Source organism: Bacillus sp. SRB3LM, from assembly GCF_015712745.1.
GTDB lineage: Bacteria > Bacillota > Bacilli > Bacillales > Bacillaceae_G > Bacillus_A > Bacillus_A thuringiensis_K.
Map to the genome: position 1 here is coordinate 549,336 of NZ_VWVQ01000008.1, position 13,390 is coordinate 562,725.

The following is a 13,390-nucleotide window of genomic DNA, read 5'->3' on the forward strand; positions in this document are numbered from 1 at the left end:
CTGCGAATGTTTTAGTGTATGCTATTTTAAGGAGAGGAAAAAGACGATGATTTTTCTTACAGGCATAGAACCACCTTTATATTAGTGATTCATTTCAAGGGTTCTGGTGCAAAAAATACAATACAACTATGTTCACACTGAATCTCCATCCTATGTACAACGGATGGAGATTCAGTGTGAAAAAATAACAGATTTCAAATGGAACCTATATTAGCATCAGAACCCAAAATCGTAATTGTGGATTTGAAAACCATCAAAATTCAGTAGGTGCTCCATACATACTAGGATATGCACCTATGGCAGCAAAAAAGGAAGGAACGTGTGAAAAATGAAAAAAAAGATAACCAGTGTACTAGCTTTAACAATTGCTGCAGCCTCATTGCCAGTAACAGCATTAGCTGCAGATAATTCTGCCCCTGTAACAAAAAATGGAGAAAGATTGAAATATAATACACCATACTATTTAAAAGATAAGAATTTACCTGATAAAGGTGGCGTCACATTTGAACATTGGGGCTTAGATGATTTTGTTCTTTTTGCTGAGTCTTCGACGGATAATGGAACTCCTATTATTTTTGAGAATAAAGATGGAGCAGATGGGTTCATCGAATCTAATGATGAGATTAGAATAAAATCAACTAAAGCGAATGAACCTGGCGTACAATATTGGGCACGTGATGCATTGTTTGATTCCATTTATTTAAATTATGACAATACGATAGACCATATAATTTATGGATCATCAGAAGATAATTCTATAGGTCTAGGAAGTTTTATGACTGGATTAGATCCAAATACAGGTAAGATGTTTTATAATTTTTTGGAATATAAAGGAGGTAATGAGAAAAAAGCTTGGATGAAATCGGGGAGTTTTCAGTATGTATCTAATCCTGGTAATGGCAGATTCACGCTACCATTAGATGATAAGCAAACACCTTTTGAAGTGATGGAAGCTAGCGAATAAATTGACTTTGCTGCGAAGTTAAAAAATGGCCCCAAGTAATGAATACACGATACATCTTTGGAGATATTTTCTAGGTTCTGGTGCAAAAAATCGAAATGGTTTGAAAGTATTCTTTCAAACTAGATTATACTACTACTTAAAAAGGTGTGTGACCAGTATGGAACAAGAAAATATATTCAAATGGAAACATTACCAATCAGATATTATTTTGCTAACAGTACGTTGGTACCTACGGTAAAACTTAAGCCTTCATGATTTAGTGGAATGATGGAAGAACGAGGATTCTCCTTATCCCATACAATTATTATCCGTTGAATTCATCAATATGGACCAGAATTAAATGAGTGGATTCGAGCACATTTGAAATTAATCAATAATTCTTGGCGAGTGGATGAAACATACATCAAAGGAGACAAGATGTACTTATATCGCGCAATCGATTCCGAAGGAAATACGATCGATTTTTATTTAAGTCGGAAACGAGATGCGAAGGCTGCCAAGTGTTTTCTAAAGAAAGCCCTGGCTTCTTGTCATGCCACAAAGCCTCGTTCAATAATTACTGATGGAGATAAGGCCTATCTTGTTGCAATACGTGAACTAAAGGAAGAGAAATGTATACCGCATGTTATACCACTTCGTGTAAAAAAATATTTAAACAATATCATTGAGCAAGATTATCGATTTATCAAAAAACGGATTCGGAATATGCTTGGATTGAAATCCTTGCGAACGGCTACAAAAATGATCGCTGGAATGGAAGCTATGCATATTGATCAAAAAAGGACAAACGCTCCAAGGGGAGAAGTCTGTTCAAAAGCAAATGTATCTTATCGATGAAATCTTTGGTTTAACAGCATAAATTTCAATTCCGTTAGGAATCTTTTGTTCATTTTTCATAAACCCACTATTTTTGCAAAAGAACCATATCGTTAGATGTGGTTAAGGCCGATGCTACTTGATTCATATTTGCTGCCATATCACCACTCCTTTAAATTGTTTATTAGAAGAGGTTCTTCTTATAATTTAGAAAACATTAAATTTTCTCTGTATTAACTGTACCAGTAAATGTTCCAGTGTTGAGAGTTTGGTTAGTATCATACCCGGAAGATGACAATTTTATTGCTGTAAAAGACTTATCAGCACAGACCCCTTGAGAGTCTTGAGAAGGACGTTGAAAGTCAAAATTGTATGTGCCATTACTTAGAGACGTAGTTGTTTGATAACCGACTGGACACATATAATCCCAATTATTTGGGTCTGAGTCAGATCCCTGACCAGTTTTAGCTAGAAGGGCCGCACGCAGCCAACCATCATTAAGTCCAGCTATAGTTATAGTAGCAGTAACGCCACGTTCTCCTGATTGTGCCGTCCATATCGTCGGGTAAATGTCCATATTATTACTCGCGCCGCCAGGGACTGGGGATGTAATCGTATAATTAAGGTTTTCAGCATTATAAGGCATAGGAATCAACTCAATGCGATCGATAAATACTTGTGTGTTTGTTTCCTGTGGCTGTAAGGTAAGTGCTACTACCACATTTCCTGAAGGTAAAGTAAGAGGATCACCAGATCCGCCACCTGCAGGCCATGAGATGTCTTGGACTACATAATTTCCTTGTTGTCCCGATACATATACTTGATTTGGGAAGTTTGCTTGTATATTGGCATTTGTAGTACTTTTAAATCCCCATCCACCACCTTGAATCTGGCCACCATTTGCTACTACACTTTGCGTTAAAGATGCAGTAGTTGTACCAGCGTTTGCATAACGTACACGAACTTTATATTTTCCCGCTGTTAAGTTTGTTGCTGTTATCAACAAAGTATTTCCCGGAGTAAGGTTTACAGCATTCGCACCATTCACCCATTCTCTTACCACTACAGGACGGTTCCCATTCGTAAGAAATCCCTTTTCTGCCGGAAACCCTTTTCCAACGATATTTAGTGTATCAGGATCGATTGTACCAAAAACATTGTTTGGACTTAGACCATAGGGAACGAAACTCGCCATTACTCCTAATTTCCCAGATGCTCCCGACACATTTGTTTGTGTAAAAGGGTATAGCGCATTTATTTTTTGATTTGGTAGCTGACTATTACAACTTTGAAAATAGCCATTATTACTCGGACAACTGCCTCCTGGTGAGCAGTCTCCAGAACAGTATCCAGGTAGATTACAACCTGAAAAACTACTAACATCTCCCCACATGTTCTCCCCATCAACATATGTCGTATGTTGAGTTGCAGCATTAATGTTTGTTATAGGAGCGTTTTGCCAATGATCACCTGAGGTACCTGGATCATTATCACCATATCTATACGTGTTACTTGGATAGTTTAGAATAACTCCATATGGCCAGCAGTAACAATCACCACAATAGGAACCGTGATTATAACTATAGACTCTGGTTTGCACCTTCTGTAATTCATCAGGGAAATAAAAAATAGAGTTAAAATCTATTGTCCCATGTTGATAGCTAGTTGTATTGTCGAGAATATTTCGAATCGTTACATTTCCATTACGAGATTGATCTTGCCCTACTAGATCTGAAAAAATAACACGTGTTTGTTCTAATTCTGTTTGAGAAGTATAATCATCAGGATACATGGAAGGCCATGTTGCAACCATATCTAAGCCGTTTAACAACATTCCTCGAATATATACATTGTAGGCATTGATCGAAGCTTTATCAGATCCTAATGAAGGCATCCCCGATTTAAAAGCATCAAACACTTTTTGTGTGTTGTCATGAATAGCTGTCCGCATGATTCCTTTTATTCTAACTAGATTTTGTTTTTGTGTAAGCCCATCACCTTGTGTTTGATCTGGGTACACTACATTAATCCATTTATTTGCAAACTGGATAAAAGATTGATACGTTGATAATTGTACAGTTGCTCCTATAACAAAGAAAGGTATCGCAAGCGTGTCAAAATTTCCAGTGACCATTTGACTTAGGGCGATAATAAAAGCGGAATTAGCCGCAACAAGTTCATTATAAACATTTACATAATCTGAAGGGCTTGGTTGTCTTGGTTGTCTGTTTTGATCTCCTTGTACGCCAGTAAACTGCGCATCGACTACGGTGTCCGCTGCCTCGCTCGCTAATGTAAAAATAGCATTCAAATACCCCTGCCAATTATTTTTATCCTGATTAGATAAGGCTTGATTCAACTGTTTTTGAATTTCTGCATCAATCAAATTAATCAATTGTTGAGTATCATCTTTACTACTGTGTGGCCACAACCAACCAATCACCATGCTGAGAATTGGTGCTGCAACAGCAACGCCAGGAATTTCAGCGCCTAAAACTGTTCCTAATATTCCTATACCAGCTTGTAAAACTGCTAGATAATTGAAGCTTCCCCCACTCGCTGCTGAGAATCCGTTCTGTAGAACCGTTGTTAATAATTTGTCACTACCTGTTTTTTGAAATTCCACCCATGCTTCTTTTAGGGAAGTAATAAGGTCCTCAAAATCACCAAATTGACTCCCTGCAGTGCCCCTTGGCGGGCTTACCAGTACATTATAAGGAATAATGGATTGTTCTTGTAATGAATTCATAAAATACCCCCCTATAAAAATGGATTTGATATAGCATACTCTCTTTTCGAGACGGTGAAGAAACTCAGAACTTTATATGTTTTATTGGTATTATAAACATATTTTTTTGTGTAAATGGAATTTTTTGGGTTGTTATCACCATTTTAAGATATACGTGAAATACTCTGTTTATTCCTGTTATTTTCTTTATATAAAAAACTACAATGTTTTCCGTAGTCTGACAAAATTGTTCAAAAAGTAAAAGTATGTGTATATGTGAGCCAAAAAAGGGGAAATTTACATTCCAGACTTCTCTTTTTCGACGTAAAAGGAATTACATTATTTAAACATCAACCATATTATTTCGTACATAATCATAACCGAGGTTTATCTTATCTTTAAATTAGGATGTGTGCTCTGAACACCTGAATCAACAACTGCTACAAACCTCATTTTTTCCAATTGATTCGTTTGAGCCTTTAATGTAATTCCAATGGATTTGAATCCCCGTAAACACAGTACTCATAGGATTATAATCACTATGTGTAAACTGTGAATCGTGTCCATTGGCTTGAATGATTTCAATATTAGGTAAAACCTCAAAAACATTAATAATGGCTATCAAGCTTTTGCTTTTTACTTATGCCGTACGCTATCCACCTTTTTTCTGATGTTACATTAGACCATGATTCCATTCGGAAAGGAAGTGCAGTCAACATCTTCCTTTCCTTCTATGAGTGAGCCCTATACAGAGTTAGGAACGACAGAAAACCAAACGATTTTAGGTGTAGAACTGATTCCCCATTAAGAAAATGGCACAATGTTTTCTGTAGATACGTTAAAAACAGGAACCGTATTAATTTTAATAACGAGTAAACAGGTAGAGATACAACTTATTTCCTCATCAGGGAAGGTTTATAATAAACAAGATACATTAGTAACAAAGGGTCATAATATCTTTTTAAAGGGGTTTTCATTCATATGTTTCAACTAAAAAGTATGAAAGTGGGAGACTGGCAGATACGTATGAACACGGAAGGTAAAGATGCCTATTTAATGATGGTACGGTATCAACAATAAGCACCTTTCCATTTGAAAATACCCGCTAATAAAGCAAAATTAAAAATCCCATCTTTTGATAAAAAACTGTTGAAGCGGAGGTGGTCTCTATTATGATTCGCGTTGTTCATTGGACAGCTACACTGAGTTCATAATCTGATGGATTTCGACAAGTAGATACAAATATTTTATCTGCTACGTTACAGCATATAGAGCAATCGGATATATACAATCTTATAATTGATGTGAAAGGAATAAATAAAACAGGACACCCATATACATGTACAATTATACTTTCTATGTATATTGAAAAATAAAATATGTTTAGAATTCTACAAACAGAAAAAACGCTCTTATGAGCGCCCTTTTTCTGTTCGTTACTTTTATTCATTTTGAGGTGGTACAGTAAAACTGGAACACAGTATAGAGATAAATTATTCTATATAAGAGGTGTTTCAGATGAAAAAACAGTATGATGAAACATTTAAAAAACAATGTGTTGAATTGGTAATCAAAGAAGGGCGTACAATTTCCAGTATTCAAAGAGAATTTGATCTAGGACATGGGACTCTTAATTCATGGATAAAAAAATATTCTTCTCCACTTTTAGATAGTAAGGGAACTGATATGGCAGAACTACGTTCTTTACGAAGAGAAATCCAGGCATTAAAAAAGGAAAATGAATTTTTAAAAAAGGCGGCAACCTTCTTTGCCAAAAACCAAAACTAACACGTTTTCAGTTTATCAAACAATATCACCACATATTTGGAGTGCGCTGGCTTTGCTATCGATTACAAGTGTCTGCGAGTGGTTTTTACGACTATTTTCATCGTAAAGCCACTGAAGGTCAGAAACAACGTAAAAAGACAGCGGCTTATATTGTCATGCAATTTAAACGTTTAAAAGGTAGAATGGGGTATCGAAAACTGTACCGTTATCTTATAAATAGAGATGTTATGGTGAGCTTATCTCAAGTAAGACAAGCTTTATGTCGAGCTGGATTAAAGTCAAAAGTTGTCACGTATTATAAAAAAAGAAAGCAAGACCATTATACATTCCCAAATGTACTAGAGCGCTCCTTTAAACCTGGTAAGAAAGACGTTCCAACAGTTGTATGTGATATTACAGAATTTCGTTTAGTAAATGGATTGAAAGTGTATTTTTGTGCTGCATTAGACATTAGCACCCGGCGGGTGCTTGGTTACTCTTTGGATACTCACCAAGATGCGCAATTAGTAAAGGACACAATTCAGCAAGTTAAAAATGTTTATGGAAGTCACAAAAAGATTTTATTTCATAGTGATCAAGGATCCCAGTTTGCCAGTTATACAGTTACTGATTTTTGTAAGCAACAAAAGATTCAACAAAGTATGTCCCGCAAGGGGAACTGTTGGGATAACGCTGTGATCGAATCATTTTTTAGCATCTTTAAACGTGAATGTTTGCATGGAGAAAAACTGATTTCTCTCGCTCAAGTAACTCAGTTAGTAGCTGAATTTATTTATATGTATTACCATTCCATTCGTCCGCACTCATCATTAAATGGAATGACTCCGTATCAGTATTCAAAATCAATTGCATAATCTATTTCATGTTCCAGTTTTTCTTGACCAGGTCATTTAACCACATGATGATTACACTCAAGATAATTCCTAAACCTAGTCCTAATAGCAAAGAAAATTATAAAAAATAGCTATCAACAATCAAAGTGCTTCCTATTTCATATAACAGCCTAGCCCCCTTCGTTATAGCTGCTTTTATATTTAATTATATCGATTTTCAGAGAGGTAATATATAGGGTTTCTGGCCAAATATCAAATCGGTAGGAAACCAACAAAACTTAGCAAAGATATTCAAATTATAAAAGGTTAACATTTAAATAATACGAAATTGTAGGTAAATATACTACAAAGTAGCTATCGAAACAGGACTAAAACGACCACAAACAAGTCTGACTGTTGATACACTATTAAAACCCATTCAACAATCCCTGCAGGGAAAGTACCTGCCTATAAAACAGAAAAACAATTAAAAGAAGCATGGAACCCTAGGTATTCATGCTTCTTTTTCTGTTAGAATCGAATCGTAGAAATTGCATGTTTATAAACCAGTTGACTTTTGTTATCAGCTTCTATCCACACGGCATACCTATCATATCCTTTTAACGTTCCTTTAATATGAAAGCCGTTAACTAAAATTAACGTAATGACACCCTTTTTTGGCATCGCTTCTTGTAACAATCGCTCCTGGAGCGCTACGGTATGTCTGATCATTTCCTTTTTAATCGTCTGTACTTTTCTATCTAACATTTGTTTTCCCCCCTCAGAGTTTTTCCAAATACTGTTCTAACTCTCCCAAGATTTATTTTACTCCCTCTGGACCCAACGTCAGCTTTCCATCCGCTAGTTTAATGTTTTTTATAGACACTTCTCCACTAATAGGACATGCATCGTATCCTTTATATTTCTCTAGGATAATCTTTTCACCTTCTAAAAAGATTTCTAATAAACCTTTTTCGTGAATGGCCAAATGGAATTCTTGCTTCTTTCGGTATCACAATTCGACCTAAATGATTAATCTTTCGCAAAACACCTGTTGATTTAACCTTTCCTTTATCTCCTTTTCAAATGGACTATTTATGTCAGAATTTGTGAAAGTTTTAAGCACTATAGATAGAATTATATTTCTATTCAAAATAAAGGTGAATTACACGGATACAAGCACTCTCTTGTTTTCCTGGAGTCAAGAATTAAATTAATTAGTAGTCCTTGCTATGGTTTATCTTTTTTCTACTAAAAGAAAAATTTTAATTCGGCAAGAAAACCAAATTAGAATACTTACCAACACATATCACCTACATTTTATCATACTTACACTTAAAATGGTTTTGATAACCATTTTTTGTATACGAGCACTTCATTTTACATATAATACGAATAACAATTCCATCACACAAATATCCTTTTCATCTTTATCTTGATTTTCTAAACATAACTAATATCGGGATTGTTTTCATTAATTATTACTTAACTCCATATAAAACAAAGATAAAGCGGGTTAACTTGTACCGTTTTGTCTTTGTTTACATTTATGCTTCTACTTGTTTTACACACAACAAAAATGGTTGCAATGCCTAAATTATCTATAATAAGGTATACCTTTAATCCTGGAGGGATTCTTCCCCCATATCTAATTTCTTTGTTTCCCTGAATTCTGAATTAGGAATCTTACTGCTCCTGAATGCGGGATAAAATCTTACTTCATTTATTCTAGAATAGCCATTCCATCCTAAAACTATATAGAATCATTTTATGATTGCTAATAGAATTTTCATTCCTCCTGAAGGACATGAAGAAATACAGGAAAACGAACTAACATTTCAATGTATCTTTTCACATAATACAAGCCCCAGACAAATTCAAAAATCAAGAGACTTTGAACCATATAGAAAAGATATAGAAGAACCGAAGAAAAATTACGGTTCTAACTGGATAAACAACACAATAAAGGGTGAAAAAAACACCTTACTAAACTAAACAATCGCTAATTGGAACAGCATATAGTATATAAAATGTGCAAAATCTATAATATTAGTAGTAGTTGAACTCCCGATCCATATAAAAAAAGAATTTACATTACCAAGGTACGCACTTAAATAAAAGGAGAATCCTTATGAAATACGTTCACAATTATGAAGATCCAGAAACATATTATTTCCATGCAAAAAACAGATAAGATTCAACAGTCTATATAGAATAGATTAACACCGCACTTTTAGGGGTTTAAACATTTCTTTGTCTATATGTAATTCTAATTAAGAAATATACGGCCTTATTCGTAAAATTGGCAGAATTGTATTATTATTCATTTAAACAAACTTCCCATCAATCCAGTATTTTACAAAACACTATCAAAATAAAAGGGCTCGCTCTATTTTTCCACTCTATTTTGGTAAAATTGCACCTGCTGTTCATGAAAATACGCTTTTTTCTTATTATCTAAAAATTAATAATGCATAGTCAATTTTTGATAAGGACCCCATTTGTAGTATGCCTGATTTACCACCGACTAAGCATATCAATTAGATAATATTTTTGTTTAAGCCGCTCATACCAAAAAATAGCTGTTTCTATATGTCCCTTTCGAAAAAAATGTTCCCACATTCGACAGCTAAACGCCGGATAAGGAACATCTAATACCATTGATTGTAAAGTAAGTTCCAACTCTTTCTCAGGTTATTTAATCATTGTATAACAAGTTGCGAATTGATAATAAATAAACATATTATTTTCTTTGGATAATTTGCAAGTTTATTCGTTGAAATATCAAGAAAGCCTTATTACTTGTAAACTAGTTATATCCTTTTCAACACTCGCTGGATTATTAGTACTTTGCGTAATCCTTAGTTCAAGTTGGTGTGTACCAGGACCTGTACGGATAATGGTTTGATTTACAAGTGTGGATGAACTTATGACAGTTTTACTATCTGGTATTTCCACTGTATCAAGATAAAGCGCCCCTGCAACTGGCTATGTAGTTAAAGCTGTTTGTAAAGCATATAATACTAAATAACTTTGGTTTCCACTTAACATTATTATGCCATCATTTGCCGGATACATAATATCTAATCCTACAATATCAACATTATCAAATGGAATAGAAGCATTTACCTGTACTAGGGCATCAATATCATTTCTTTTTTAAACAGCGTCTCCATCATGCTTTGTACACTCTGATTGACCGCTAAAATATCTTGCAAAGTCCCCCCAGGCCTCGTCTGCCCTGGCAAAGTTCCTAAAGCGAATTGAATTTTTTATCCTTCCGCATTAATAATATGTGATAACCCCATCTCTTCCAGTGCAATAGAAGCCAGCAATAAATTCACCACGTCATCTCGTGTTAAAGATATATTTGGGGTAATGTTTGGCATATTAGGCTGTGACATAGGTTATCCTCCCTTTTTCTTTACAGTTTTTTATCCTTGTTTACACCAAATTATAATTTGGTCCTTAATACCCTATGATAGAAACTAAACAGTTGTTAATACCATTTTTAAAACTCAACAATATTCATATATACGGTTAAATGCCACCTACGTGCGTAATTTCGAAAATAACCTGACAGTTGCCTGCCTCCTCTGGTACCTCTTAAATCATTTTTTGATAAAATATTTTAAGAAGGGTATTGTTATTGCCGATTCTTTTTCACCATTTTTCATCATGTTCCCATTTGTTAAATTTCTTTTTGAATATTCAATCGTATTCTTTATTATGAAAATCCACACAAACTGTTTTAAGACTTTCTATTTTTAATGCAAATTCCGGATGATGTTCTAGTTTTATTCTATGATGGACAACGCGCTGTATCTTCTTACACCGCCGCTCATAGTTGGAACAATTCTTTACTTGCTCATGGAGTCTCCTCTACTCACCACTGTCGTAGAGTTTATACTTTTATTGTTTCGTTTTATATAAATTCATTGGTATTTATCAACTATCTCCTAATAACTCTTGAATAATTTTGTTAATTCCACTTCTCCCAGCCACCATCATTTGTTTTAAGGTTGATTCATACAATATCTCTTCTAGTTCCTCCTCCAGCTGTTCTAGTGAATATTCATCTATACACATCTCCAATTCCTCTCTGCCCAACGCTGTAATGAATGTACTAATAACCATAGCTTTCTCAAGCTTTGTTAGTTCCATTTTCATTCCCCCATTCCCCTCCAACTGTTTCAAATCTCCTATACAGGTTCTTCAATATCCATACATCCGTCCTTCTTTTTAATAAACTAAAAAAGAAGCGTTCTGTCGTTGAGAAATTCCTTTAACTTTTTTAGCCGATCTTCCCTTGATCATCACATTAAATACGTTTTTTTAAATCCATTTTAATGTATTCAATCTTCTCTACTTCTTCTTTCCCATTTGATAAAGTACTATTAGAAGAGCTATCCATCCGCATCCCACTCCTTATTTTCTCAAAATGACCAATTCATCAGATATTGTTATATACTTTGTATATTCATTTTTCATATATATGCTTTTTTTACACGATCAATACATATGAATAAACCATGTTCATATAAAAAAGAGCAACCAAAAGTGAACTGCACCCCAATTGTTAGACACAGTCTAACAATTGGGGTGCAGTTTTTCTATGGCTAAATTTACAGCTGATGAAAAAATACAAATCGTTCTACGTTATTTGAACGGAAATGAAAGTTATCGAGAAATGGGTAAATCGATTGGTATAAGTGACACAATTATTTTGAATTGGGTAAACCAATATAAACAAAATGGTATAGAAGCTTTTCTAAAACGATGTACAAATTACACACAACAATTTAAACTAGACGTACTAAACTTTATGATTGAAAACGGTATGTCCTTATTTGAGACGGCAGCTATCTTTAACATTCCTGCCCCTTCAACGATTTCTGTTTGGAAAAAACAGCTCGAAACACAAGGAATTGATGCCCTTCAATCTAAAAAAAAGGGGCGTCCATCCATGAAAAAAGATTCAAATAAACAATTAAAACAAACTTTAGCTGACGGGTCAGTCGAAGCACTTGAAGCACGTATTAAACAGCTTGAAATGGAAAATGAGTACTTAAAAAAGTTGAATGCCTTAGTTCAAAACAAGGAAAAATCACGAAGCAAGACAAGGCGCAAGTAGTCTATGAATTAAGGCATAAATATTCGGTGAAGGCACTCGTGGAGCTAGCTGGTATTCCACGGAGTACGTATTATGATTTAGTAAAGAAAATGAATCGTCCGGATCAAGATGCCGATTTGAAAGCTGAAATTAAAGCGATTTATGAGGAAAATGAAGGTCGTTATGGCTACCGTCGCATTCGTGATGAGTTAACGAATCGTGATCAGAAAGTGAATCACAAAAAGGTTCAGCGCATTATGAAAGAGCTTGGATTAAAGTGTGTTGTGCGTATGAAGAAATAGAAATCCTATAAAGGGAAAGTCGGTAAAATTGCACCTAATATTTTAGAGCGTAATTTTTATACAGATGCCCCGAATCAAAAATGGGTAACGGACATCACAGAGTTTAAATTGTTTGGAGAGAAACTGTATGTATCACCTGTATTAGACTTGTATAATGGTGAAATTATTACCTATACAATTGGTTCTAGACCGACGTATTCACTTGTTTCAGAGATGTTAGAGAAAGCATTAGAACGTTTACCTGAAAACCACCAGCTACTAATGCATTCGGATCAAGGATGGCATTATCAAATGAGTCAATACGTCCGCACACTTGAATCAAGGGGTATCGTACAGAGTATGTCTCGAAAAGGAAACTGTTACGACAACGCAGTAATAGAAAATTTCTTTGGGATTATGAAGTCGGAGTTCCTCTACATAAAAGAATTTGAAAATGTAGAGCACTTTAAAATAGAATTAGAAAAATATATAGATTATTATAATACGAAACGGATTAAGGCAAAATTAAAAATGAGTCCGGTACAATACCGAACTCATTTTTATCAAGCTGCCTAATGAAATAACCGTGTCTAACTTTTAGGGGTCACTTCAAAACTCGCTCTTTTTTGTTATGTACAATAATTCATTACTATTCTAATTCAATTGAAACATTTTTTTGTGGTACAAATGTAGAAATTGCATGTTTATAAATAAGCTGTTGCTTACCTTCTGTTTCCAGCAGGACTGTAAAATTATCAAATCCTTTAATTAGTCCACGAAGCTGGAAACCATTTAATAAGTACAGCGTAACAAACGTATTTTCTTTACGGAGTTGATTTAAAAACTGATCTTGAATATTGATTGATTGCTTCATGTCGAATCCTCCTC

8 protein-coding genes and 5 pseudogenes are annotated in these 13,390 nt (G+C 34.6%); 6 read left to right on the plus strand and 7 right to left on the minus strand.

What is annotated here, in order from left to right; translation table 11 throughout:
* The first annotated feature begins 328 nt into the window (after nt 1-328).
* Entirely contained in the window at nt 329-964 is a 636-nt protein-coding gene (locus F3I02_RS09775) for a hypothetical protein (RefSeq protein ID WP_196477898.1), read from the plus strand.
* Between the two features lie 157 nt (nt 965-1,121).
* A pseudogene (locus tag F3I02_RS09780) lies at nt 1,122-1,823 on the plus strand (IS6 family transposase).
* Nucleotides 1,824-1,997: 174 nt separating this feature from the next.
* Here F3I02_RS09780 and F3I02_RS09785 read toward each other — a convergent pair.
* Nucleotides 1,998-4,529, minus strand: coding sequence for an insecticidal delta-endotoxin Cry8Ea1 family protein (locus tag F3I02_RS09785; RefSeq protein WP_196477899.1), 2,532 nt, complete (start codon nt 4,527-4,529; stop codon nt 1,998-2,000).
* A 664-nt stretch (nt 4,530-5,193) separates the two neighbouring features.
* Between F3I02_RS09785 and F3I02_RS34385 the strand changes: the two genes are divergently transcribed.
* The 3 genes from F3I02_RS34385 to F3I02_RS09795 all read left to right on the plus strand — a co-directional run bounded on the left by F3I02_RS34385 (nt 5,194) and on the right by F3I02_RS09795 (nt 7,150).
* Entirely contained in the window at nt 5,194-5,316 is a 123-nt protein-coding gene (locus tag F3I02_RS34385; RefSeq protein WP_269061754.1) for a hypothetical protein, read from the plus strand.
* A gap of 710 nt (nt 5,317-6,026) precedes the next feature.
* A complete protein-coding gene (locus tag F3I02_RS09790) occupies nt 6,027-6,296 on the plus strand; it encodes a transposase (RefSeq protein WP_230876755.1) in 270 nt (89 codons plus the stop codon).
* Nucleotides 6,251-7,150 (plus strand): IS3 family transposase, encoded by a 900-nt coding sequence (locus tag F3I02_RS09795; RefSeq protein WP_196477923.1) that lies wholly within the window; start codon nt 6,251-6,253, stop codon nt 7,148-7,150. Before F3I02_RS09790 ends, F3I02_RS09795 begins: the two co-directional genes overlap by 46 nt.
* A gap of 489 nt (nt 7,151-7,639) precedes the next feature.
* Here F3I02_RS09795 and hfq (F3I02_RS09800) read toward each other — a convergent pair whose 3' ends face one another.
* The 5 genes and pseudogenes from hfq (F3I02_RS09800) to F3I02_RS09820 form a co-directional block, all read right to left on the minus strand.
* Nucleotides 7,640-7,876 carry an RNA chaperone Hfq gene (gene hfq / locus F3I02_RS09800; protein ID WP_196477900.1) on the minus strand — a complete coding sequence of 79 codons (237 nt, stop codon included), beginning with the start codon at nt 7,874-7,876 and terminating at the stop codon, nt 7,640-7,642.
* 52 nt (nt 7,877-7,928) lie between these two features.
* Nucleotides 7,929-8,154: pseudogene (locus F3I02_RS09805) on the minus strand (AbrB/MazE/SpoVT family DNA-binding domain-containing protein).
* 2,088 nt (nt 8,155-10,242) lie between these two features.
* Nucleotides 10,243-10,512: pseudogene (locus F3I02_RS35105) on the minus strand (alpha-helical endospore appendage domain-containing protein).
* A gap of 307 nt (nt 10,513-10,819) precedes the next feature.
* Nucleotides 10,820-11,047 (minus strand): annotated as a pseudogene (locus F3I02_RS09815) (hypothetical protein).
* Between the two features lie 9 nt (nt 11,048-11,056).
* Nucleotides 11,057-11,278 (minus strand): hypothetical protein, encoded by a 222-nt coding sequence (locus F3I02_RS09820; protein WP_196477901.1) that lies wholly within the window; start codon nt 11,276-11,278, stop codon nt 11,057-11,059.
* Nucleotides 11,279-11,723: 445 nt separating this feature from the next.
* On the opposite strand from F3I02_RS09820, the pseudogene F3I02_RS09825 reads away from it, so the two are divergent.
* A pseudogene (locus F3I02_RS09825) lies at nt 11,724-13,078 on the plus strand (IS3 family transposase).
* Nucleotides 13,079-13,151: 73 nt separating this feature from the next.
* On the opposite strand, the gene hfq (F3I02_RS09830) reads toward F3I02_RS09825, so the two are convergent.
* Entirely contained in the window at nt 13,152-13,376 is a 225-nt protein-coding gene (gene hfq, locus F3I02_RS09830) for an RNA chaperone Hfq (RefSeq protein ID WP_000813896.1), read from the minus strand.
* Nucleotides 13,377-13,390 lie beyond the last annotated feature (14 nt).